The following is a 23,280-nucleotide window of genomic DNA, read 5'->3' as shown; positions in this document are numbered from 1 at the left end:
GCCGCCGCGTCGGCCACCGATATGACCCACATTGTTCTTGCGTTCGAAGACAATCGGCTGATCGGGGACCTGTTCGGCCAGTTCGACCAGAACCTGGCGCTGCTGGAGCAGCGGCTGGGGGTCGATGCCATTGCCCGCGGCAACCAGGTCACGCTCAAGGGCACACAGGCGGGCTGCGCCCAGGCCCGGACCGCGCTGGAGTCCATGTACCAGCGGCTCCTGCAGGGGCATGAGATTCATCCCGGCGATGTCGACGGGGCCCTGCGCATGGCAGCCGCCGCCGAGGCACAGCTGCCGTTGCCGACGCTCGAACCGAAATCCCGGCTGGCTTTCGCGCAGATCGCCACGAGGCGCAAGACCATCGTCGCGCGCACGCCGACCCAGGACGCCTATATCCGCTCCATGGACCGGGCCGACCTGATCTTCGGCACCGGCCCGGCCGGCACGGGCAAGACCTTTCTCGCGGTCGCCTATGCGGCGGCGCTTCTGGAGCGCGGCGACGTCGCGCGCCTGATCCTGTCGCGGCCTGCCGTGGAGGCGGGCGAGCGGCTCGGCTTTCTTCCCGGCGAGATGAAGGACAAGGTCGACCCGTACCTGCGGCCGATCTACGATGCCCTTTACGAGATGATGCCTGCGGAAAAAGTCGATCGCGGACTGCAGTCCGGCATGATCGAAGTGGCGCCGCTGGCGTTCATGCGCGGCCGGACACTCTCCAACGCCGTGGTCCTGCTCGATGAGGCGCAGAACACCACGTCGATGCAGATGAAGATGTTCCTGACCCGTCTGGGCGACGGCTCGAAAATGATCGTTACCGGCGATCCGAGCCAGATCGACCTGCCGCCTGGCCAGAAATCGGGATTGCGGGAGGCCCTCGGTCTGCTGACGGACATTCGGGAAGTGGCGCATGTGCGCTTCACGGAGACCGACGTCGTCCGGCATGAGCTGGTCGGCCGGATCGTGACGGCCTATGACAATGCCTCGCGCGAGGAGGCGGAGGTCCGCGAGCGGCGGTTCACGGAACGTCAGCGCGATGCGGATGCGGGCGGGAAGCCGCGCTCCCGCGAGCGGGTGGTCTCTTGAGCTCGGCAGTCCGCCATGCCTGAAACCCTTCCGGACGGCTTTCTGCTTGACCTGTCGATAGAGGCAGGGGCCTGGGACGAGGAAGACCGTCTGGCCTGCCTGGCCGAACGCGCCATTGCGGCGGCCCTTGCGGTCGCGGACCTGAAGGTGGCGGACAACAGCGAGCTGTCGCTGCTGTTCACCGATGACGCGGCGATCCGCAAGCTGAATGCTCGCTGGCGCGAAAAAAACAGCGCGACGAACGTTCTGTCATTTCCCGGAAGCGATCCGCAAGGCGATGTCTACGGTCCGCTTCTGGGGGACATCGTCCTTGCCCATGAAACGGTTTCCCGCGAAGCGGATGAATTTGGAATTGAATTTACCGACCACCTTTCCCATTTGATTGTTCATGGTTTGCTACATCTTTTCGACTATGATCATCAGGAAAATGATGAAGCAGAACTCATGGAAAGCCTTGAGAAAGCCGTATTGGCTGCTATAGGCATCGACGATCCGTATGCCGACCGGCCCCTTGTGGCGGACGGCACCCAGGCGGGATCATGAGGCACGATGTTCTTGATTGATGGATAATGAGCGCAGTTGAACCGCAAAGTCCGGCAGGTGGTGAAAATACCGCTTCTCCCGGGCACTCTCAGGACGGGCAGTCCCCGGACGGGGAAGACCCGCAACAGATGAAGCCGCAGCGGACTGCGGCCTTTCTTGACAAGTTCAAACGCCTGTTGCGCTTGGGACGTCAGTCCTCGAGCCTGCGTGAGAATCTCGAGGACGAACTCGCCCGCGAAGGCGGCGATGCCGCGTTCTCGCCCGAGGAGCGCATGCTGCTCGGCAACATCCTGAGGCTCAGGGAACTGCGGGTGGATGATGTCATGATTCCGCGCGCCGATATCGACTCGGTCGATCAGGACACCAGCCTCAGCCGGGTCATGGAATTGTTCCAGAACAGCGGGCATTCGCGCATGCCCGTTTACGAGGACACGCTCGATGATCCGCGCGGAATGGTCCACATCAAGGACCTGATGGCCTTCATTGCGGAGCAGGCTGCAGCGCGCCGGACCACAACCGCTGTGGACAACAACGCCCCCACTACCGCCGGCTCGTCGTCTTCGGGCAGCGGATCGGCCCGCAACGGTCACAACCAGCCGGCGCTGGATCTGTCCTGCGTCGACCTGTCGGTTACGCTCAAGGAGACGGATCTGGTCAGAAACCTCCTGTTCGTTCCCCCGTCGATGCCCGCGACCGACCTGATGGCGAAAATGCAGGCCGACCGGATACAGATGGCCCTGGTCATCGACGAATACGGCGGCACCGACGGGCTGGTCTCGCTTGAGGACCTTGTCGAGGAAGTCGTCGGCGATATCGAGGACGAGCACGACGAGGACGAGGAAGCCATGCTGGTAGCGGACGGGGAGGGCATCTGGATCGCCGACCCGCGTCTTCCGCTCGAGGATCTGGACGAGGTGCTGGGAACCCGGCTGACCGACGGCGAGATCTCCGAGGACGTCGATACGCTTGGCGGCCTGCTCTACGTGTCGGTGGGCAGGGTGCCGGTTCGCGGTGAGTTGCTGTTCGTGCCCGACGAGATGCCCGGATTTGAATTCGAGGTGATGGACGCCGATCCCAGACGCATCAAGCGCCTGAAAATCCGCCGCCGGCGGACAGAGGCCCGGCCGCAGGACCTGCGGCGGCGGTCCAAGCGACCTGACCCTTCCCAGAGCGAAGCCATGCAGGACACCGATGCGTCGCCGGCCAAGGCGGCCGCGTCCGGTGGCGGCGGCTGACGCCCGGCGTTCTGAAACACAGCGAAAAAACTTAGACCTTGACCCGACTGGCTGGAGCCGACAAATCTTCCGGCCTGGAGTATTTACGGTCAAGCGATTCAATTCGTTCGTGACCTGGCTCCGGAAGCGGGAAAACATTTATATGCACTGGCTGTCGCAACGACTGTCGATTCTGCCGAACTTTTTTCTTCTGGCATGGGGCTGGCAGCGCAGGATGCTGTGTCTCCTGTGCGGCGCCCTGGGCGCGTTCGCGTTGCCGCCCTACGACTTTTCCCCGGTTTTGCTGTTGAGCTTTCCCTGTCTGGTCTGGCTGCTGGACGGTGCGCTTGAGCCTGGCGCGGACAAGCTGTTCGACAGGCTGCGTACGGGATTTGCCCTCGGATGGCTGTTCGGCTTCGGCTATTTCCTGTCCGGACTCTGGTGGATCGGTGCGGCCTTTCTGGTCGAGGCGGAGCGTTTTGCCTGGCTGATGCCCTTCGCGGTTCTCGCCATGCCGGCAGGGCTTGCGCTTTTCACCGGTCTGGGCGTTGCGCTCGCGGCGCTGTTGTGGACCGGCGAGTTCCGCCGCATCCTGCTGCTTGCGGCCTGCCTGACCCTGGCGGACTGGCTGCGCGGTCACGTGTTGACCGGGTTTCCCTGGAATTCCTTCGGCATGGGCATTTCCGGGTCCCAGGTCCTGTCGCAGACCGCGAGTCTTGTCGGACTGTACGGACTGACCTTCCTGACCGTCGCTCTTGCGTCGGCGCCGGCGCTGCTGGCGGACGTCAGGCCGTATGCCGTCCGCTTGAGAGCCGTTCTGGCCGCGGCCGGCGTTGTGTGCGCCATTGCCGCCTACGGCGCGATCCGCCTCTGGCAGCCTGCGCCACCGGCGGCGGATCTGGACATCCGCATCGTTCAGCCTTCGATCGGCCAGAAGGACAAGTGGCGTCCCGACATGCGGGACGAGATCTTTCGCACGTTTCTCGACATGACCGAGGCGCCCTTGTCCGGACAGGCGCGTGTCGGACAGCCCCGACTGGTGGTCTGGCCGGAATCGGCCGTGCCCTTTCTGCTGACGCGGGAGCCGGGTGCCCTGCTCCGGATCGGCAAGGCGCTCGGCAGCTCCGCCGAACTGGTGACCGGCGCCGTTCGGGCCGAAGCCGGCGCCGGAGATCCGGGACCGGATTACTACAACAGTGTCTATGTCATTGACGGAGGCGGCGCGGTCCGCGGCATCTACGACAAGGTCCGCCTTGTGCCCTTCGGCGAATATGTGCCGTTCAAGCCCCTGCTCGAGACACTTGGAATTACCAATCTGGCGGGACCTCTCGATGGTTTCGAGGCAGGCTACCAGCCGCGTGTGCTGACCACTTCCGGCGGGGTCGGTTTTCTACCCTTGATCTGTTACGAGGCGATCTTCCCGGGCAGGCTGTCCGGTCCTGGCGAGTCCCCGGCATTTCTCCTGAACGTGACCAACGATGCCTGGTTCGGGCGCACGCCTGGTCCTTACCAGCACTTCGCCCAGGCCCGGCTCAGGGCCATTGAAACCGGCCTGCCCATGGTTCGGGCGGCAAATACGGGCATATCCGCGATCGTTGATCCCAGGGGCGTGGTGATCGAAGAGCTTGGCGTATTCGAGAAGGGGCTCATCGACGGAAGGCTTCCACAGAGGTTAAGCAGCACCCTTTATCGGATATTGGGCGATGTGCCCGTGATTGTTGTTTCGATTATCCTTGTTGTATTTACCAGTGCCCGTCGATACAACCGCGTTTCGCGCTTAGATTGATTTTTTTGTTTGAGTTGAGTGAAGAACTTGTGATACAACCGTGAAATAGCCGATTGAAGGCTCTGCCATGTAACAGTGGTGGGTTGCAGACAAGTTCGGTCTCTTGAGGCCTGTGGGGGATTTCAGGGGAGCTTGTGAAAACGAAAACGAGCGGACTTCCACCGCCGTAGAAGAAAGAGCGACGCGAATGCCCAGTAAGAAATCTCCTAATCCAATTGACATCCACGTCGGCAGCCGGGTGCGGCTCAGGCGCATGATGCTTGGCATGAGCCAGGAAAAGCTCGGTGAGGCCCTGGGCATCACCTTCCAGCAGATTCAGAAATACGAAAAAGGCACCAACCGGATCGGCGCCAGCCGGCTGCAGCATATTGCCACCGTCCTCAAGGTGCCGGTTTCCTTCTTCTTCGAAGACGCACCGGGAACGCCTGATGAGGCCGAAGGCTTTGGAGAAACCCAGCCGACGTCCTATGTGGTCGACTTTCTTTCCTCTTCGGAAGGGCTGTCCCTCAACAAGGCATTCGTGCGTATCGAGAACCCGAAGGTCCGTCGGCGTATTGTCGATCTCGTCCGCTCCCTGGCCGGCGACGAATGACAAAATTGCCTCTCGCGCTTGACGTGGCGAGGAACTTCTAAGATTGATGCATCAGAAGCGGCGAGCTCATTCGCCGCTTCTGTTATATTCATTCCCAGAAGGACGATCGCCAATGGCACGTCAGAATTACCTGTTTACATCCGAATCCGTGTCCGAAGGACACCCGGACAAAGTCTGCGACCGCATTTCCGATGCCGTGGTGGATGCTTTCCTCAAGGAAATGCCGGAAGCACGCGTTGCCTGCGAAACGCTGGCGACGACAAACCGCATCGTGATCGCCGGCGAAACGCGTGGTCCGTCAACCATTACCAACGATTATCTTGCCCATCTTGCGCGCATGGCCATCAAGGACATCGGCTACGAGCAGGACGGCTTCCATTGGGAAAACTGCGACATCGCCGTTCACCTGCATGCCCAGTCCGCCCACATCGCCCAGGGCGTGGACGCCGGTGGCAACAAGGATGAAGGTGCCGGCGACCAGGGCATCATGTTCGGCTACGCCTGCCGCGAAACCGATGAGCTGATGCCCGCGCCGATCCTTTATGCACACAGGATCCTCCGCCTTCTGGCCGAGGCACGCAAGTCCGGCAAGGAGCCGGCGCTTGGCCCGGACGCGAAGAGCCAGGTGACCGTCCGCTACGAAAACGGCAAGCCTGTCGCCGCGACGTCGATCGTGCTGTCCACCCAGCACCTGGATCCGGCGCTCACGTCCGGCGACGTCAGGAAGATCGTCGAGCCCTACATTCGCACGGCGCTGCCAGAAGGCTGGATCACCGGGGAAACCGACTGGCACGTGAACCCGACCGGGGCCTTCGTCATCGGCGGCCCGGACGGCGATGCCGGATTGACCGGCCGCAAGATCATCGTCGACACCTATGGCGGCGCTGCGCCCCATGGCGGCGGTGCCTTCTCCGGCAAGGATCCGACCAAGGTGGACCGGTCAGCGGCCTATGCGGCGCGTTATCTCGCCAAGAATGTCGTCGCCGCGGATCTGGCTGACCGCTGCACCATTCAGTTGTCCTACGCCATTGGTGTCTCCGAACCGCTGTCGGTTTATGTCGACCTGCACGGCACCGGCCGGTGTGACGAGGCCAGGCTGGAAACGGTCCTGCGCGATGTCATGGGCCTGAGCCCGCGCGGCATCCGCCAGCACCTCAATCTCAACAAGCCGATCTACGAGCGCACCGCTGCCTACGGCCACTTCGGCCGCGAGCCGGATGCGGATGGCGGCTTCTCCTGGGAAAAGACCGATCTGGTTGATTCCCTGCGTCCGCTCGCGGGCTGAGGCGCCCTCGCGATCTGAACACTGACTTGATACGATCGCCGGCCCCGGGGCCGGCGATCTGGTTCCGGAACGATGACTGACCGCTACGAAGGTTCCTTTTACGGCCGCCGCAAGGGCAAGCCGCTGAGCCCGCACCGCGAGGCGCTGATGGACAGGGAGCTGCCCCGCCTGGGGCTGGATCTGGCCCGTCCCGCTCCGGCGCGCCTGGCCGATCTTTTCAATGCTCCAGTGGACGAGGTCTGTCTCGAAGTCGGTTTCGGTGGCGGCGAGCACCTGCTGCACCGGGCCCGCACCAGCCCGCATGTCGGCTTTATCGGCATAGAGCCTTTCGTCGGCAGCATGGCCAAGGCCGTGACCTCGGTCGTTGAAGAGGGGCTGGAAAATGTCCGGCTCTATGACGACGACGCCATCAACGTGCTCGACTGGCTGCCGCCGGCAAGCCTCGACATGGCCTATCAGCTCTACCCCGATCCCTGGCCGAAAAAGCGCCACTGGAAGCGCCGCTTCATCAACGCGCAGAACCTGTCGCGCTATGCCAGGGTGATCAGGCCCGGTTGCGAATTCCGTTTTGCCAGCGACATCGATACCTATATCGACTGGACGCTTCGCCTGTGCCGCGATCATCCCGCTTTCTGCTGGACCGCGCGGACGGCGGCCGACTGGAAAACGCCCTGGGAGGGCTGGCCGGGAACCCGCTACGAGGCCAAGGCGATCCGTGAGGGCCGTGCCGGGCGTTATCTGACATTCCAGCGGCTGTAACGGCGCGGTATTCCGGCTGAATGGATTTCTTTTTCACGGAAATAAACGTGGGCTCTTGCCTTTTTGGCCGCTTTGGCGTTATACAGCCCGTGTTTCACCTCATACGGCTTATCTGAGCAGTTGAGAGTGGGCCCGCCGGGGACCCGCTTTTTTTGGTTTAAGCATAGGCCGGAGACTGACAAGCTTGAGCAGGACTGCCCAATGTAAATCTTCGACCAGGCACATCTGACGCTCAAGATCAGCCCGCATCCATGTCGCATGACAGGACGGCGGGGCAGGTGATCGAGTTTGAAATACTGGAGCATCTTGCCCGCGCTCGAACGAGCCCGGACAAGATGCTCCAGAGCCGGAAACGGTTTTGAACAGGAGCCAAGTGTGAGCGCGCACGAACCAAGAATTGTGACGGAACAGGGGCTTGATGCCCGTGTGGCCGCCATTGTGGAGCCGGTCATCGAGGACCTCGGCTACCGCCTTGTGCGCACGAAGATCAGCGCGGCCAACGGCTGCACGCTGCAGATCATGGCTGAACGCCCCGACGGCACCATGACGGTCGAGGACTGCGAGACCATCTCCCGTGCCGTTTCCCCTGCGCTTGACGTCGACGATCCGATCAACCGGGCATACCATCTGGAAGTTTCCTCTCCGGGGATCGACAGGCCGCTGGTGCGCGCCGGTGACTTCAATCGCTGGTCCGGTCACGAGCTGAAGGTCGAGATGGCTGTTCTTCAGGACGGCCGCAAGCGCTTCCGGGGCACTCTTCTGGGAGAAGAAGACGGCATCGCGAAGATCCGCCTGGACGACGTCAAGGACGGCAACGACGACACTGTGAAGCTTCCGCTTGAAGATATCGGTGAAGCCAAGCTGGTGCTCACGGACAATTTGGTTACGGCGGCTCTCCAGGCTGAAAAGGCGGCACTGGCCGCCCGCAGCGGCACGGACGAGCTGTCGCAGGACAACAAACCCAACTGAGCAGACAGCTCGGCGGGAACAGGACGAAACGCGCCAGAAACAATCGGCATGACGGTTGGCGCAAGAGGAGTGGAATATGGCAATCAGCGCGAACCGGCTGGAACTGCTGCAAATCGCTGACGCGGTCGCACGGGAAAAATCGATCGACCGGATGATCGTCATCACCGCGATGGAAGACGCGATCCAGAAGGCGGCCCGCTCCCGCTATGGCACGGAGACGGAAGTCCGCGCCGAAATCAACCCGAAGACCGGTGAAATTCGTCTTCAGCGCCTTCTGCAGGTTGTCGAGGACGTCGAGAACATCTCCACCGAGATTGCGCTGTCCGAGGCGCTGTCCCGGAATCCCGAAGCCAGCCTCGGCGACTTCATTGCCGAGCCGCTGCCGCCGCTGGATTTCGGCCGCATCGCCGCGCAGTCCGCGAAACAGGTCATCGTGCAGAAAGTGCGCGAGGCCGAGCGCGACCGCCAGTTCGAGGAATTCAAGGATCGGGTCGGAGAAGTCATCAACGGCGTGGTCAAGCGCGCGGAATACGGCAACGTCATCGTGGATCTTGGCCGTGGTGAAGGCATCGTCCGCCGTGACGAGCTGATCCCGCGCGAGATTTTCCGCACCGGCGACCGCATCCGGGCCTTTATCTACGACGTCCGCCGCGAACAGCGCGGCCCGCAGATTTTTCTGTCGCGGACCCACCCGCAGTTCATGGCCAAGCTGTTTGCCCAGGAAGTTCCGGAAATCTACGACGGCGTGATCGAGATCAAGTCCGTGGCCCGTGATCCGGGCTCGCGCGCCAAGATCGCCGTGATCTCCAAGGACAGCTCCATCGATCCCGTCGGTGCCTGTGTCGGCATGCGCGGCAGCCGCGTTCAGGCGGTGGTCGGCGAGCTTCAGGGCGAGAAGATCGACATCATTCCGTGGAACGACGAGGCGGCGACTTTCATTGTCAACGCGCTGCAGCCGGCCGAAGTCGCCAAGGTTGTTCTCGACGAGGACGCGGAACGTATTGAAGTTGTGGTCCCCGATGACCAATTGTCTCTGGCGATCGGCCGCCGCGGTCAGAACGTGCGTCTGGCCTCGCAACTGACGGGCTGGGCCATCGACATCATGACCGAGCAGGAAGAATCCGACCGTCGCCAGAAGGAATTCCTGGAACGCTCGCAATTGTTCATGGAAGCGCTCAACGTCGACGAGATGGTCGGCCAGCTTCTGGCGACCGAAGGCTTCACCTCCGTCGAGGAAGTGGCCTATGTCGAACTCGACGAGATTTCCATGATCGAGGGTTTCGACAATGATACCGCCCTGGAGATCCAGGCGCGTGCCCGCGACTATCTCGGCGAGCTTGAAGCCAAGTTCGACGAGGAGCGTGTCGCGCTGGGTGTTTCCGACGAGCTGCGGTCGATTGACGGACTGACAACGGCTATGCTGGTCGCCCTCGGCAAGGACGATGTCAAGACCATGGAAGACCTGGCGGGCTGTGCCGCAGACGACCTGGTCGGCTGGACCGAGCGCAAGGACGGCGAGACCAAGCGGTTCGAGGGTGCGCTGTCCGGTTTCGATATTTCCAGGGCCGAAGCCGAGAACATCGTGATGTCGGCCCGTTTGGCGGCCGGCTGGGTGACCGAGGAAGAGTTGCAGGCCCAGGCGGCGGAAGGCGAGGTCGAGGTTGATGACGAAGATGTCGTTGATCTTGTCGAGGTCGCCGGGGAAGAGGCACCGGCAAACGGAGCGATCCTGAACGGATAACGGGGCAGGCAAACGCCGTCGCGAACCGCTTGCGGTCGTAAAGCGGGGCACTTGCTCCGGAAAGTCAGACTGATCAGCCTTGAGGTGGCCGTGCATTCGGTGCGGCGACAGGTTGGTCCAAAGGAGTGGCAGCGTGCCCAGGAAGAACGAACCGACCGAACGGCTGTGCGCCGTCACCCGGGAGGTTCAGCCCGTCAGTTCGCTGATCCGGTTTGTACTTGACCCCAATGGTCAGGTGGTGCCGGATCTGAAGCGGGTGCTTCCCGGACGCGGTGTTTGGGTGACGGCCACGAAAGACAGTGTGGCCGTTGCGGAAAAAGACCGGAAGAAGGTGTTCGTCAGAGGGTTTCAGAGCGAAGCCCGGGTCGAGCCCGGACTGGCCGAGCGGGTTGATGCGCTCATGGAACGATCGGCGCTTCAGGCGCTCGCCATGACACGCAAGGCCGGAGGGCTGGTCACCGGTTTTTCAAAGGTTGAAGCAGCCTTGCGGCGGGACCCCGTTGCCGGGCTGATCCACGCCTCGGATGCTGCTGAGGACGGGGTGCGGAAGCTGGCGGCGGTGGTCGCCGGCAACGAGGAACTGGCAAATGGCTGGCAAATCGTCCGTTTGTTCGAATCGGACCAATTGGATTTGGCATTGGGCCGGTCAAATGTGATACATGCTGCACTGCTTGTTGGGCAGGCGAGCGAAAACTTTCTGGCACGGGTGCGTGACCTTGAACGTTTTCGCGGCTTTTCCCAGGCACACGGCGACATAGGCAGCGTCTGAAAAGACGGTTGCGCAGGACTGAAGGCAATATGAGCGATACGAAAAATCCAGGCGACAAGACAATCAGCGTTGAGCGTGGCAAGACGCTTGGCCTCAAGCGCGGCGGTGGCGATCAGGGAACTGTTCGGCAATCGTTTTCGCATGGCCGGACGAAAGCCGTCGTCGTGGAAAAGAAGAAGCGCCGTGTCGTAACGCCGGGGCAGGACCCGAAGCCCGAGGCTCCCGCGCCGACGACACAGCGTCTTGACCGGCCGACCGAAGCTCCGCGCAGGCCGCAGGCCGCGGATCCGCAGGCCGCCAAGCAGGCGCGCCAGAACGCGTCCGGCCAGCGCCAGAAGGGCAACGGCAACGTCTTGCGGACCCTGACCAAGGAAGAGGCCGCCGCACGCGCTGTCGCCCTCAAGATGGCCAAGGAACGTGAGGTCGAGGATCGCAAGCGCCGCGAGGAAGACGAAAAGCGCCGTGCCGTCGAAGCCGCAAAACGGCAGGCTGAAGATGAGGTCCGCGCCAAGGCCGAGGCCGAGGAACGCGCCAAGCGTGAAATCGAGGAAGCTCGTGAGGCTGCCGAACAGGCCAAGGCTGCGCCTGCCGCAGTCCCGGACGCTGCCGCACCTGTACCCGCGGCAAAAACCAGAACAGTGGCCGGGCGCCAGCCGGCGCGTGCCAATGACGGCAGGCCGCCGAGCCTCGACGACATGGGCAAGCGCAATGAGCCTGCCGCCGTGCGTCCCAAGACGGAGCGCGAGGGTGGCGAGGAAGAAGATCGCGGCAACAAGGGTCTGCGCGCCGTCAAACGGCCGAAACAGGCTCCGGCTCCGGCTGCGCGGCCGCGCACCGGTGACGACCGCCGCCGCTCCAAACTGACGATTTCCGCCGCCACCGGTGGCAATGACGGTCAGCGCGCCCGTTCGCTGGCATCCATGCGCCGCCGTCAGGAGAAGGCCAAACGCGGTCAGCAGCCGGTTGTGCGCGAGAAGGTCATCCGCGAAGTCACGCTGCCGGAAGCTATCACCATTCAGGATCTCGCCAACCGCATGGCCGAACGCGCCGTCGATGTCATCAAGCTTCTGATGAAACAGGGGCAGATGCTGAAGATCAACGACGTGATCGATGCCGATACCGCGGAACTGATCGCCGAGGAAATGGGCCACACCGTGAAGCGTGTGTCCGAAGCCGATGTGGAAGAAGGCCTGTTCACGCAGGAGGACGATCCGTCCACCCTCAAGCCGCGCCCGCCGGTCGTGACCATCATGGGTCACGTCGACCACGGCAAGACCTCGCTGCTCGACGCGATCCGCAAGTCCAAGGTGGTCACCGGCGAAGCCGGCGGGATCACCCAGCATATCGGCGCCTACCAGATCGATCAGGGCGGCAACAAGGTGTCCTTCATCGATACCCCGGGCCACGCTGCGTTCTCGCAGATGCGTGCCCGCGGCGCCAAGTCGACCGATATCGTGATCCTGGTCGTCGCTGCCGATGACGGCGTGATGCCGCAGACCAAGGAAGCGGTTGCCCATGCCAAGGCGGCCGACGTGCCGATCATCGTGGCCATCAACAAGATGGACAAGCCCGAAGCCGATCCGAGCCGGGTCCGCACGGAGCTCCTCAGTGAGGATCTCGTGGTGGAATCCATGGGCGGTGATGTTATCGACGTGGAAGTGTCCGCCAAGACCGGTGAAGGTCTCGACAAGCTTCTCGAAATGATCCTGCTGCAGGCAGAGGTTCTGGAACTCAAGGCCAATCCCGACCGCACGGCGGAAGGCATTGTCATCGAGGCCCAACTGGACCGTGGCCGCGGCCCCGTCGCCACCGTTCTGGTGCAGAAGGGCACGCTCAAGCCGGGCGACATCGTGGTTGCGGGGTCCGAATGGGGCCGCGTCCGCGCCATGCTGGACGAGAACGGCAATCAGGTGAAGGAAGCCGGCCCGGCCAAACCGGTCGAGGTTCTGGGTTTCCAGGGCACGCCGGAAGCCGGTGACATGGTCGCGGTCGTCGAGAACGATGCCCGTGCCCGTGAGATCGCCGACTATCGTCTGCGCCAGATCCGCGAGAAGGCGTCGGTGGTTGCCTCCGGTTCGCGCGGCTCGCTCGAGCAGATGATGAACCGGCTGCAGGAAACCGGCAAGAAAGAGTTTCCGCTGGTTCTCAAGGCCGACGTTCAGGGCTCCGCCGAGGCGATTGTCCATGCGCTCCATGAGCTGGGCACCGACGAAGTCGGCGCACGCATCCTGCTCTCGGGCGTTGGCGGCATCACGGAAAGCGACATCACCCTGGCGGCGGCGTCGAAGGCTCCGATCATCGGCTTCAACGTGCGCGCCAACAAGCAGGCACGCGAAGCAGCGTCCCGTGACGGGATCGAGATCCGCTACTACAACGTGATCTACGACCTGGTGGACGACATCAAGGCGGCCATGTCCGGCCTGCTGTCGCCGGAACGGCGCGAAACCTTCCTCGGCAATGCGGAGATCAAGGAGATCTTCCACATCTCCAAGGTCGGCAAGGTTGCGGGTTGTCTGGTCACCGAAGGGGTCGTGGAGCGTGGCGCCAATGTTCGCCTCATTCGCGACAACGTGGTCATCCACGAAGGCGAACTGGGCACGCTCAAGCGCTTCAAGGACGAAGTCAAGTCGGTCGAGTCCGGTCAGGAATGCGGCATGAACTTCGTCAAGTACCAGGACATGCGTGCGGGCGACATCATCGAGTGTTTCCGCGTCGAGCAGATCGCACGTACGCTCTGATCGAGACGGCGGTTCACGTCCTTCCGGTCACGAACGGCAACCGCCGCACATGACCGGAAGCCAGATAGGAGGGCGCGCGAAAGCGCGCTCTTTTTCTAATTGGACGCGCGTTTCGCGCGGCATATACGCTGGCTCCCGGATCCGCGCGCAGGCTGCGCTGCACCTGTCCGGACTGTCAGTGGTTTGAGGATAGCAAAAATGGCAAGACAACACGGACAGGACAGCCGTGGCCCGTCCCAGCGCCAGCTGCGTGTTGGCGAGACGGTGCGCAAGGAATTGTCCGATATTCTGACGCGGGGTGAATTTTCCGACCCGGATCTGGAGGGTGTCATCGTCACCATTCCGGAAGTGCGCATGACGCCGGATCTGCGGCTGGCCACATGCCTGGTCATGCCCTTGGGCGGCGTCAACGCGGAACTGGTCGAAAAGGCGCTGAACCGCAGCGCCAAATACCTGCGTGGCCAGGTCGCCCGCCGGCTGACCATGAAATACATGCCCGACCTGCGCTTCGTGCTCGACACGCGTTTTGACGACGACGACCGGATCGGATCCCTGCTGCATTCCCCGGATGTGGCACGCGATCTGAATGATGGCGACGAAGACAAAGACAAAGAAGACTAGGCTTTCGGGGACGCAAGTGCCCGAGACGGCAAACGGTGTCATTCCCGCGCAAGCGGGGACCCGGGACAATTCACACGCCGCGAGAGGGCAGCAAACTGCGCTTCTCTGCCTTCCGGCCCGGCGATGACGGAAACTGCGCCCGCGGCAACAAGCGTTGAACGACAAGCGAACTCATGGCACGTCAGAAACAGATCAAGCGTAAAAAGAACATCATCAACGGCTGGCTGGTGCTCGACAAGCCTTACGGCCTCACCTCGAACGAGGCGCTCGGCAGGATCAAGCGGATCCTGTCGCCGCAAAAGGTCGGTCATGCCGGAACGCTCGATCCGCGCGCGTCCGGTCTGCTGCCGGTCGCACTGGGTGAGGCGACCAAGACGGTGCCTTTTGTCATGGACGGCCGCAAGGTCTACCGGTTCGAGGTGACCTGGGGCGCTGAAACGAACACCGACGACACCGAGGGCGAGGTGACCGCAACATCGGACACGCGTCCGGCCCAGGACGCCATTTCAGCTGTCCTCGGCGAGTTTGTCGGAACCATCCAGCAGGTGCCGCCCAAATTCTCCGCCATCAAGATTGCGGGCGAACGGGCCTACGATCTTGCCCGAGAAGGCGAGGAAGTCGAACTGGAAGCCCGCCCGATCGACGTCCATCGGCTGGATCTTGTCGACTGCCCGGATGCCGACCGCGCCGTTTTCGAGGCCGAATGCGGCAAGGGCACCTATGTGCGCGCGATTGCCCGCGATCTCGGCCGCCGTCTTGGCACATGTGCACACGTCACCGAGCTGCGCCGCCTGCTGGTGGGGCCCTTCGGTGAGGACGATCTTGTGGGCCTGGACGAACTCCTGGAAGCTGCCGAAAGCCTGGAAGAGGGTGCGGGCATCGAGACCCTGGTCGAGGAATTCGTCCTGCCGGTGCGCGAGGCGATGGACGATCTGATCGAGGTTCCGGTATCGCTCGACGACGCCGCGAAGATCCGCAAGGGCATGGCGGTGCTGCTGCGCGGCCGCGAGGCGCCGCTCAACACAGAGGTGGCCTTCGCCAGCCACGCCAATGTGCCGGTCGCCATCGGCTCTGTCGAAAAAGGCCGGTTCCAGCCATCGCGCGTGTTCAATCTGTAAGACCGGAGTGCCTGGATCCGGCGCGGCCTGAACGCCGCCGAAGCCTGCCCCTGATCAAAGGTTTTCCCGGACCCATTTCGTGGTGCCCGGGGCCAGGCCCTTGAATTTTGGCGCGTCGGCCAGCGGCGCGACCAGCAAGGGGTCTCCGTCGGGCAATTGCCATTTGATCCGGTGATAGACCTTCGATCTTGACAGGCCGGTCACGACGAGCGCCAGGGAGGGCGACAGCCAGGAAAATTGCGGGCTTTCGAGCACGCTCAGTTCCACCCCGTCCGGGGACGTCTTCCTTCCGTCAAAAGCGGGCAGAACGATCAGATAGGCGCTGTTGCTCATGTGTCTCCGGACTGTCTGCCGCGGGGTGTTGCCCGGGATCGCCCGAAATTCGGCGGTGGGCGCCGGGCGCACCGGCAGCCGTCTTTCCAGGCCCTGTTCCTCAAACGTGCAGCGGCCCTGATGGTTCCTTCACGGAAACCCGGCGCGCGCGCCGCGCCCATGCCGCCGGCGGCCTTGACTGACGCCGGAATGGACGGTGTCCGCGCCCATACGGCCTGATTGACAAAAGGGCGGGCCGCATCCAGTTTTCTCTTTTCGAGGCGTTCCCCAGGGCGTTCCTTGAGGCGGCTCCCGAACAGGAAAGACAGCAATCTTGTCCAGAAACTCCGGCCCCGATGGCCGCAACGTGCTGTTCGAACCGCTGCAGTTGCCCTGTGGTGCGGTGCTCAAGAACCGGATCGCGAAATCGGCCATGTCGGATTCCCTGGGGGATGGAACCGGCCACCCGACGCAAGCGCAGTGCCGGCTGTACCGACGCTGGGCGGAAGGGGGGCAGGCGCTCGCGATTGTCGGCGAAGTTCAGTGCGGACCGGGCTTTGCGGAGAAGCCCGGCAACCTTGTGCTCGACGGCGCTTCCGACCTCGACCGGTTCCGGGATCTCGCACGCAGCGGCGCTGCGAACGGCGCCCTGCTCTGGCTCCAGCTCGGCCATGCGGGCGCGATGGCCTATCCGCCGACAAGCAGTCCCAGGGGGCCGAGTGCGCTTGACCTGCCCGGTCTGACCTGCGCCGCTCTGACCTTGGACGAGATCCGCGCAGTGCCGCTCGCGTTCGCGCGGACGGCGCTTCTGGCGAAACAGTCCGGTTTCGGCGGTGTCCAGATCCACGCGGCGCACGGGTTTCTGATCAGCCAGTTCCTGTCGCCCTTGTTCAATCGCCGCAAGGATGCCTATGGCGGCCCCGTCGAAAACCGCATGCGTCTTTTGCTGGAGGTCATCGATGCGGTTCGCGAGGCGGTCGGAGCGGCGTTTCCCGTTGCCGTAAAGCTCAATTCGAGCGACCAGCTCGAAGGCGGTTTGAACGGCGACGACGCGCTTGAAATATTGGCTGCGCTGGACAAGACGAGCATCGACCTGATTGACCTCAGCGGAGGAACTTACTTTCCGGGGGCCAAGTCCGCTTCCGACAGCGACGGCAAGGGGCCTTACTTCATCGACTTCGCGAGACGCGCGCGTGGTGTCACGAGCAAGCCGCTCATGGTGACCGGGGGCTTCAAGACCCTGGCCCAGGCGGTGACGGCCGTTGCCTCCGGGCACGCCGACGTGGTTGGCCTCGCCCGCCTGCTGGCGCTCGAGCCGGCGCTGGCCGGGCTGTGGCACGCCGGCCGCGCTGCTGAGCCGGTTTTCCCGAGGTTCACCGATCCGCCGGAGGGCGGCATAACCGCATGGTACACGATGCGGTTGACCCAGATCGGGGAAGACCGGGAAACGCCGGAATACGGCGATCTGGAGCCTGCTGTGGCCGCCTACGCGGCCAGGGACCGGGAGCGCACGGCGACCTGGCTGCGCCATTTTGCCGGTCCTGGCTGAAACCGGCTGAAACCGGCAGCCCTGCGTCCCGGGACCAACTGAGGGTCGCTTAAAGAAACCACTGGCTTTTTGGGGCATATTCCGCCATATATCGCCGCCATTGGGCACTCAGGTCCAATACGTCCATGGGAATCCTTTGCTGAACGACATCTCGGCTCTGGAAACTCGTGGATCAGGCCGGTTCCCGGCAGTTCAACGCGTCCGGTCAACGGACCGCAACTCTTCGAAAGGAAAGAGCGATGTCGATTACAACAGAGCGCAAAGCCGAGCTCATGAAAGAATACGCCATCAAGGAAGGCGACACCGGGTCTCCCGAAGTCCAGGTCGCCATCCTCACCGAGCGGATCAACAATCTGACCAGCCACTTCAAGTCCCACGGCAAGGACAATCATTCCCGCCGCGGTCTCCTGAAGATGGTTGCGCAGCGCCGGTCCCTTCTGGACTACGCGCGCGGCAAGAGCGAACAGCGTTACAAGACCCTCATCGAGCGTCTTGGCATTCGCCGCTAACAACCGAAAATCGAAAACGCGGCGGGTAGAGTGCCCGCCGCGTTTTTTTTCAACTGCGTTTCCATTTCAAGACAAACGCACTATAGACATCTCGTGACACGTCATGGGGCAGGATTGCCGGCTTCTTTCCGCAGATATTTCGAAAGCAGCCCGTTGTCTTGCCCGTGACCTGTCCGCCGGTAACCGGCCCATCCGGGGCCGACCGGGAATGTGCCCGATAGCCGTGCTGTACCGTAAGCAGCCGGATCGGGTGAAGCTTTAAGGACAGATGATGTTTGACATTCATCGTGTGGAAGTCGAGTGGGGCGGACGTCCGCTTATTCTCGAAACGGGCAAGGTTGCCCGTCAGGCCGATGGCGCCGTCATGGCGACCTACGGCGAAACCAAGGTGCTGGCGACAGTCGTGTCGGCCAAGCAGCCGAAGCCGGGCCAGGACTTTTTCCCGCTCACAGTGAACTACCAGGAAAAGGCCTTTGCGGCCGGCAAGATCCCCGGTGGCTTCTTCAAGCGCGAAGGCCGTCCGTCCGAGCATGAGACGCTGACGTCCCGCCTGATCGACCGCCCGATCCGCCCGCTGTTCGCGGACGGCTACAAGAACGACACCCAGATCGTCATCACCGTGCTGTCTCACGACCTTGAGAACGCACCCGACATTCTGGCCCTGGTGGCTTCCTCTGCCGCGCTGACCCTTTCCGGTGTTCCGTTCATGGGCCCGATCGGCGGCGCGCGGGTCGGTTATATCGACGGCGAATACGTCCTGAACCCGCTCGTGGACGACATGCCGGAAAGCGCTCTGGACCTGATCGTTGCCGGCACCGGCGACGCGGTCCTGATGGTGGAATCGGAAGCCAGGGAGCTTGACGAAGACATCATGCTCGGCGCCGTGATGTTTGGTCACAAGGGCTTCCAGCCGGTGATCGACGCGATCATCAAGCTGGCCGAAACCGCTGCCAAGGAGCCGCGCGAACTGGTCCTTCCGGATCATTCCGAGCTGTTCGGCAAGGTCAAGTCCCTGGCTGCCGACGATCTCGTGGCTGCCTACAAGATCACGTCCAAGACCGAGCGCAAGAACGCGATCGATGCCGCCAAGGCAAAGGTCGTCGAGGCTCTGATCACCAACGCCGCTGAAGGCGAGGCAGTCGAGGCGAATGTGCTCGGCGATCAGTTCAAGAAAGTCGAAGCTGAAATCGTGCGCGGCGGCATTCTCGATACCAAGACGCGTATCGATGGCCGTGACCTGTCCACCGTTCGTGCGATTTCCTCCGAAGTCGGCATCTTGCCGCGCGCACACGGCTCCGCTCTGTTCACGCGCGGTGAGACCCAGGGCCTCGTCGTTGCCACGCTCGGAACCGGTGAAGACGAGCAGTTCGTCGATCTCCTGGAAGGCACCGTGAAGTCGCACTTCATGCTGCACTACAACTTCCCGCCCTATTCCGTGGGTGAGACCGGCCGCATGGGCTCCCCGGGACGCCGCGAAATCGGCCACGGCAAGCTCGCATGGCGCGCTGTCCATCCGATGCTGCCGCCGCATCACGAATTTCCGTACACCCTGCGTGTGGTCTCCGAAATCACCGAATCCAACGGTTCGTCCTCCATGGCGAGTGTCTGCGGCACCTCTCTGGCGCTGATGGATGCGGGCGTGCCGCTGAAGGCTCCGGTCGCGGGTATCGCGATGGGCCTGATCAAGGACGGCGACCGGTATGCTGTCCTGTCCGACATTCTCGGCGACGAGGATCACCTCGGCGACATGGACTTCAAGGTGGCTGGTTCCGAAAACGGCATCACCTCCCTGCAGATGGACATCAAGATCGATGGCATCACCGAAGAGATCATGAAGATCGCTCTGGGGCAGGCAAAAGACGGCCGCATCCACATCCTGGCTGAAATGGCCAAGGCCCTGACCGAAGCCCGTGCCGAACTCGGCGAACATGCGCCGCGCATCGAAGTGATGAAGATCCCGGTCGACAAGATCCGGGAAGTCATCGGCTCCGGCGGCAAGGTCATTCGCGAAATCGTCGAAAAGACCGGCGCCAAGGTCAATATCGAAGACGACGGCACCGTCAAGATCGCCTCTTCCGACGGCAAGGCCATCAAGGCAGCGGTCAACTGGATCAACTCCATCGCCGCAGAGCCGGAAGTGGGCGTGATCTACGAAGGCACCGTGGTCAAATGCGTCGATTTCGGCGCGTTCGTGAACTTCTTCGGCGCCAAGGACGGACTGGTGCACATCTCGCAGCTGGCTCCCAACAAGGTCGCCAAGGTCACTGACGTGATCAAGGAAGGCGACAAGGTCTGGGTCAAGCTGATGGGCTTCGATGAACGCGGCAAGGTACGCCTGTCCATGAAAGTGGTGGACCAGGAGACCGGCAAGGAATTCGACAAGAGCGAAGGCGCTGACTAAGCCTCTTCTTCTGAACAGCATTGGAACCGGGGGCCGCATGGCCCCCGTTTTCGTTTTAGATCCGGTGGTCGTTCCTCGGCGCCGGTCAGCCGGCTTCGGCGACAACCGCGCCCGGACCGTTCATGCCCGCCAGATACCGCCTGAAGTCGGCGCCGGACATGGGCCGCGCGAGACTATACCCCTGGATCAGGGAACAGCCCATGGCGTGGATCAGGTCGCATTGCTCTCGGGTCTCGGCGCCCTCGCAGACCACGTCGATGCCAAGGGAGCCGGCCATCGAGATGATGGCCTGAACCATGGCCTGGCCGTCCCGGTCCTTTTCAAGGCCCATTATGAAGGACCGGTCGATCTTCAGCCTGTCGATGGGCAGGCGCTTCAGATAGCTGAGCGACGAATACCCCGTTCCGAAATCATCGAGTGACATCTTCACGCCAAGGGAGCTGACCGCATCGAGGATTGTTGCGGGATTGAGGCGTTGGTCGTCGAACATCACGCTCTCGGTGACTTCAAGCTGCAAGCTGGCCGGATCTATCTCGGTCTCCCGGAGAATGTCCTCCAGCAGGCTGAGAAAGCCCGTGTCCCGGCACTGGCGCGGCGATATGTTCACGCTTATGCCGTCCAGTTTCAATCCGTCGCGGTTGCACGACTGGAAGAAGGCACAGGCTTCGCGCAGCACCCACTCGCCAAGCGGGACGATCAGGCCGCATTCCTCGGAGACCTTGATGAATTCGGTCGGTGGCACGGTTCCAAGGGCCGGATCGGTCCAGCGTGCCAGTGTTTCGCAACTGACAACGCGGTTCTTCGCATAATCGACGATCGGCTGGAAATTCAGATGCAGTTCACGCTTGTCGATGGCTTGCCGAAGGGCGAATTCCATCTGGCCCCTGCGTGCGGTCTGAGCGTTCATGCGGGCTGCGAAGAAGCGGTACGTGGAGCCACTGTCGGTCTTCGCCTGGAACATGCTCCGGTCGGCCTGCAGCAACAGGCTCTCGACGTCGTCGCCATCGTTGGGGGACAGCGTGATACCCAGGCTTCCTGCCATGATGATCTGCGCGCCGTTGTCCAGATCGATGGGGTCGCTGACACTGGCCAGGATTTCGCGCGCAACCCGTTCGATTTGCCAGCGGTCTTCCGGGTTCGACAGGATGATCGCGAACTCGTCACCGCCCATGCGGGCAACGGTATGGTCGGGACCCACCGCGCTGGTCAGCCTGGCGGCGATGGTCTCGATCACATGGTCGCCGGCCGACGGCCCATAGGAATCGTTGACGGTCTTGAAGCGGTCCAGGTCCAGCATCATCAGCGCGGTCAGTCCGCCCTGATGCTTGCTCCGCTGCACCGCCTGGCGCAGCCGGTCGATCAGCAGGCGCCGGTTCGGCAGACCGGTGAGCGCATCGATGTTGGTGTTGACGGCGACCAGGTTCTCCTGGCGCTTGCGCTCGCTGATATCGGTGATCGTGGCGTAAAAGGCCGGCTCGCCACGCCATTCCATGACACGAACGTGCTGTTCGAGCCAGACGGTCCGCTGGTCCTTCGTGAACCCCTTGACCTCGTAGACGCGCCCGGCGGTGCCGCTGTCGCTCAGGTCGTAATAGCTGCTCAGGCGGTCGCGTTCCTCCGGCGCGTAGATCACGAGGCTCGGCAGGTCCACGAGTTGCTTGGGATCGCCGCTTTCGTAGCCCAGCATCACCAGCAAGGCGTCATTGACATAAAGGATCCGGTGATTGGCCTGCACAAGCACACCGTGAAGCGACCCGTCGATCAGATCCTTGAACCGGGCGTCCCGGTCGCGCGCCGTTTCAAAGGCTGTCTCTAACATGCGGGCCAGGGCGTTGAATTCCGTGATCAGTCCCGGGGCCGGAGGGGTGACTTCACGGTCCTGCCTGAGGCTCATGGCGTAGTTGAGCAGGCTGCCGAGGCCTGCCCCCGTGATCCGGTTCACCAGAAGCGCCGCGCCGAGCGCCAGAAGGGCCGTGTAAAGCAGGAACGGGCCGAACAGCCGCGTATAGGTCTCCTCGACCTTCTGCAGTGTGTCGATCGGTTGCTTGATGACCGCTGACAGCATGAGGCCGTCGAGGCTCAGCATCAACGGGGCCTGGATGTAAAGGTGATCCTCCCTGAGCATGTAATTGACATCCGCGGTGGCGCCCTTGAGCGTTTCGGGAAGCCGCTCCGTGGTCAGGTCGCCGAGACCGGCGACGATCTCCTTGCCATGATAAAAGGCCAGGTCGTCAACCTTCAGGATCTTCGCGACGACACCGGGCAGCGTATAGGAATCGGTGACCGTGGTGCCGCCGAAAATCTTGCCGAGTTCATGGCCTGATACCGGATCCAGAATCGGTGTCGCCATCGCGGCGGTCACCTCGATCGGTTCGGAGGAGTAGTCGGCATAATTGAGCCAGATGTCCGGGGGCATGGCCGCGCGGACGCTGGCGGGCAGCTGATGGCGGATGTCGATCAGGCCCAGGCTGCCGTTGACCCAGCTTTCCTCGTCCTGCCGGTCGATCAGCAGGATGTCGAGAACCGCGCTGGTCATGCCGGTGGAGGCGCGCTCGATGATGCTTTTCGCCGCGACCTTGTCGCCCTCCACGAGGGCCCTGCGAAGGGCCGGATCGGAGGCGACCGACCGTATCTGGGTTTCAAGAAGATCGAGATGCTGGGTGAAGACGAGTCTGGCAAGGGTCGCCCTGGACTTGGCATTGCGGGCGATCTCGTATTCGGCGATCGACAGGCTGCCGAGATAGGTGATCCAGAACAGCGCGATTGCCGTGCAAATCAGTCCGATCGCGAACAGACCCATGACGAGCCGGCTGAACGGTATGGAAAAACCCGGTTTCAAGGAAGCGCTCCCGGACATTCTCTGACACGGCGCCGGCGCGAGACGAAAAAATGAGGCCCGGGATGCCAGCCGGACCGTGGCGATGCATTGCAACGCTCGGGATTTCGTACGTACAAATTATGCGCTGCAGCTGTCACGGAAGCTTTCTTGTAGTCCAGGGTTGTCGAAAACGGATCGTACTACCATAGAACTATCGCTGTGTTTCGCAAACACTAAGAATAAGAGTTTTTGCATATAGGGAAGATTTGAATATTTAACTTCGATCAGCTCGATAAAACAGTAATTTCTTGAGGTTGAGTTCTGTTTTCATGGTCTTCTAAAAGAATTTAATGAAAATTTATTGTAAAAATTGACAATGTCGAATATGGGTTTGCCTCGAAAGCGGCCGGCACAAGAGGCGTTTGCCTGCCCCCGTGAAACTGCTATACCGCTGCGGGAATTGTATGAGGGAAATG

Annotated in this window: 18 protein-coding genes; 16 read left to right on the top strand and 2 right to left on the bottom strand. The window is 62.3% G+C overall.

Annotated elements, in window-relative coordinates:
- Positions 1–21: 21 nt before the first annotated feature.
- From WNZ15_RS04160 to truB, 13 genes are all read left to right on the top strand, one after another.
- Positions 22–1,080, top strand: a complete 1,059-nt coding sequence (locus WNZ15_RS04160) for a PhoH family protein (RefSeq protein ID WP_342891666.1) — start codon at positions 22–24, stop codon at positions 1,078–1,080.
- Between the two features lie 15 nt (positions 1,081–1,095).
- Complete coding sequence (gene ybeY, locus WNZ15_RS04155; protein WP_342891665.1) at positions 1,096–1,623, top strand: rRNA maturation RNase YbeY; 528 nt, start codon at positions 1,096–1,098, stop codon at positions 1,621–1,623.
- A 26-nt stretch (positions 1,624–1,649) separates the two neighbouring features.
- Positions 1,650–2,858 (top strand): hemolysin family protein, encoded by a 1,209-nt coding sequence (locus WNZ15_RS04150; RefSeq protein ID WP_342891664.1) that lies wholly within the window; start codon positions 1,650–1,652, stop codon positions 2,856–2,858.
- 142 nt (positions 2,859–3,000) lie between these two features.
- Positions 3,001–4,623 carry an apolipoprotein N-acyltransferase gene (gene lnt / locus WNZ15_RS04145; protein WP_342891663.1) on the top strand — a complete coding sequence of 541 codons (1,623 nt, stop codon included), beginning with the start codon at positions 3,001–3,003 and terminating at the stop codon, positions 4,621–4,623.
- 187 nt (positions 4,624–4,810) lie between these two features.
- Complete coding sequence (locus tag WNZ15_RS04140) at positions 4,811–5,215, top strand: helix-turn-helix transcriptional regulator (protein ID WP_342891662.1); 405 nt, start codon at positions 4,811–4,813, stop codon at positions 5,213–5,215.
- 112 nt (positions 5,216–5,327) lie between these two features.
- Positions 5,328–6,500, top strand: coding sequence for a methionine adenosyltransferase (gene metK / locus WNZ15_RS04135; protein WP_342891661.1), 1,173 nt, complete (start codon positions 5,328–5,330; stop codon positions 6,498–6,500).
- A 72-nt stretch (positions 6,501–6,572) separates the two neighbouring features.
- Positions 6,573–7,259 (top strand): tRNA (guanine(46)-N(7))-methyltransferase TrmB, encoded by a 687-nt coding sequence (locus tag WNZ15_RS04130; RefSeq protein ID WP_342891660.1) that lies wholly within the window; start codon positions 6,573–6,575, stop codon positions 7,257–7,259.
- Positions 7,260–7,634: 375 nt separating this feature from the next.
- Positions 7,635–8,228 (top strand): ribosome maturation factor RimP, encoded by a 594-nt coding sequence (gene rimP, locus WNZ15_RS04125; protein WP_342891659.1) that lies wholly within the window; start codon positions 7,635–7,637, stop codon positions 8,226–8,228.
- A gap of 76 nt (positions 8,229–8,304) precedes the next feature.
- Positions 8,305–9,969 (top strand): transcription termination factor NusA, encoded by a 1,665-nt coding sequence (gene nusA, locus WNZ15_RS04120; protein ID WP_342891658.1) that lies wholly within the window; start codon positions 8,305–8,307, stop codon positions 9,967–9,969.
- 133 nt (positions 9,970–10,102) lie between these two features.
- Positions 10,103–10,738, top strand: a complete 636-nt coding sequence (locus tag WNZ15_RS04115) for an RNA-binding protein (protein ID WP_342891657.1) — start codon at positions 10,103–10,105, stop codon at positions 10,736–10,738.
- Between the two features lie 29 nt (positions 10,739–10,767).
- Positions 10,768–13,476: a translation initiation factor IF-2 gene (gene infB / locus WNZ15_RS04110; protein ID WP_342891656.1), complete on the top strand. Its 2,709-nt coding sequence runs from the start codon at positions 10,768–10,770 to the stop codon at positions 13,474–13,476.
- 198 nt (positions 13,477–13,674) lie between these two features.
- A complete protein-coding gene (rbfA, locus tag WNZ15_RS04105; RefSeq protein ID WP_342891655.1) occupies positions 13,675–14,097 on the top strand; it encodes a 30S ribosome-binding factor RbfA in 423 nt (140 codons plus the stop codon).
- 173 nt (positions 14,098–14,270) lie between these two features.
- Positions 14,271–15,215 (top strand): tRNA pseudouridine(55) synthase TruB, encoded by a 945-nt coding sequence (gene truB, locus WNZ15_RS04100; protein WP_342891654.1) that lies wholly within the window; start codon positions 14,271–14,273, stop codon positions 15,213–15,215.
- Positions 15,216–15,269: 54 nt separating this feature from the next.
- Here truB and WNZ15_RS04095 read toward each other — a convergent pair whose 3' ends face one another.
- Entirely contained in the window at positions 15,270–15,548 is a 279-nt protein-coding gene (locus WNZ15_RS04095) for a hypothetical protein (protein WP_342891653.1), read from the bottom strand.
- A gap of 313 nt (positions 15,549–15,861) precedes the next feature.
- On the opposite strand from WNZ15_RS04095, the gene WNZ15_RS04090 reads away from it, so the two are divergent.
- The 3 genes from WNZ15_RS04090 (at position 15,862) to pnp (ending at position 19,986) form a co-directional block, all read left to right on the top strand.
- Positions 15,862–17,076, top strand: coding sequence for an NADH:flavin oxidoreductase/NADH oxidase family protein (locus WNZ15_RS04090; protein ID WP_342891652.1), 1,215 nt, complete (start codon positions 15,862–15,864; stop codon positions 17,074–17,076).
- A 239-nt stretch (positions 17,077–17,315) separates the two neighbouring features.
- Entirely contained in the window at positions 17,316–17,585 is a 270-nt protein-coding gene (gene rpsO / locus WNZ15_RS04085) for a 30S ribosomal protein S15 (protein ID WP_342891651.1), read from the top strand.
- Positions 17,586–17,856: 271 nt separating this feature from the next.
- Complete coding sequence (gene pnp, locus WNZ15_RS04080; RefSeq protein ID WP_342891650.1) at positions 17,857–19,986, top strand: polyribonucleotide nucleotidyltransferase; 2,130 nt, start codon at positions 17,857–17,859, stop codon at positions 19,984–19,986.
- Positions 19,987–20,071: 85 nt separating this feature from the next.
- Here pnp and WNZ15_RS04075 read toward each other — a convergent pair whose 3' ends face one another.
- Positions 20,072–22,825: an EAL domain-containing protein gene (locus WNZ15_RS04075; protein ID WP_342891649.1), complete on the bottom strand. Its 2,754-nt coding sequence runs from the start codon at positions 22,823–22,825 to the stop codon at positions 20,072–20,074.
- Positions 22,826–23,280: the final 455 nt, after the last annotated feature.

This window comes from Roseibium sp. AS2 (assembly GCF_038900065.1).
Taxonomy (GTDB): domain Bacteria; phylum Pseudomonadota; class Alphaproteobacteria; order Rhizobiales; family Stappiaceae; genus Roseibium.
The sequence above is the reverse complement of the archived record's forward strand: the minus strand, read 5'-3'. Positions and strand labels throughout refer to the sequence as shown.

Bases quoted from the DNA above. Each gene is read 5' to 3' on its own strand.
- WNZ15_RS04160 (WP_342891666.1), top strand. From the start codon at position 22: ATGACCCACATTGTTCTTGCGTTCGAAGACAATCGGCTGATCGGGGAC.
- ybeY (WP_342891665.1), top strand. From the start codon at position 1,096: ATGCCTGAAACCCTTCCGGACGGCTTTCTGCTTGACCTGTCGATAGAG.
- WNZ15_RS04150 (WP_342891664.1), top strand. From the start codon at position 1,650: ATGAGCGCAGTTGAACCGCAAAGTCCGGCAGGTGGTGAAAATACCGCT.
- lnt (WP_342891663.1), top strand. From the start codon at position 3,001: ATGCACTGGCTGTCGCAACGACTGTCGATTCTGCCGAACTTTTTTCTT.
- WNZ15_RS04140 (WP_342891662.1), top strand. From the start codon at position 4,811: ATGCCCAGTAAGAAATCTCCTAATCCAATTGACATCCACGTCGGCAGC.
- metK (WP_342891661.1), top strand. From the start codon at position 5,328: ATGGCACGTCAGAATTACCTGTTTACATCCGAATCCGTGTCCGAAGGA.
- WNZ15_RS04130 (WP_342891660.1), top strand. From the start codon at position 6,573: ATGACTGACCGCTACGAAGGTTCCTTTTACGGCCGCCGCAAGGGCAAG.
- nusA (WP_342891658.1), top strand. From the start codon at position 8,305: ATGGCAATCAGCGCGAACCGGCTGGAACTGCTGCAAATCGCTGACGCG.
- infB (WP_342891656.1), top strand. From the start codon at position 10,768: ATGAGCGATACGAAAAATCCAGGCGACAAGACAATCAGCGTTGAGCGT.
- rbfA (WP_342891655.1), top strand. From the start codon at position 13,675: ATGGCAAGACAACACGGACAGGACAGCCGTGGCCCGTCCCAGCGCCAG.
- truB (WP_342891654.1), top strand. From the start codon at position 14,271: ATGGCACGTCAGAAACAGATCAAGCGTAAAAAGAACATCATCAACGGC.
- WNZ15_RS04095 (WP_342891653.1), bottom strand. From the start codon at position 15,548: ATGAGCAACAGCGCCTATCTGATCGTTCTGCCCGCTTTTGACGGAAGG.
- rpsO (WP_342891651.1), top strand. From the start codon at position 17,316: ATGTCGATTACAACAGAGCGCAAAGCCGAGCTCATGAAAGAATACGCC.
- pnp (WP_342891650.1), top strand. From the start codon at position 17,857: ATGTTTGACATTCATCGTGTGGAAGTCGAGTGGGGCGGACGTCCGCTT.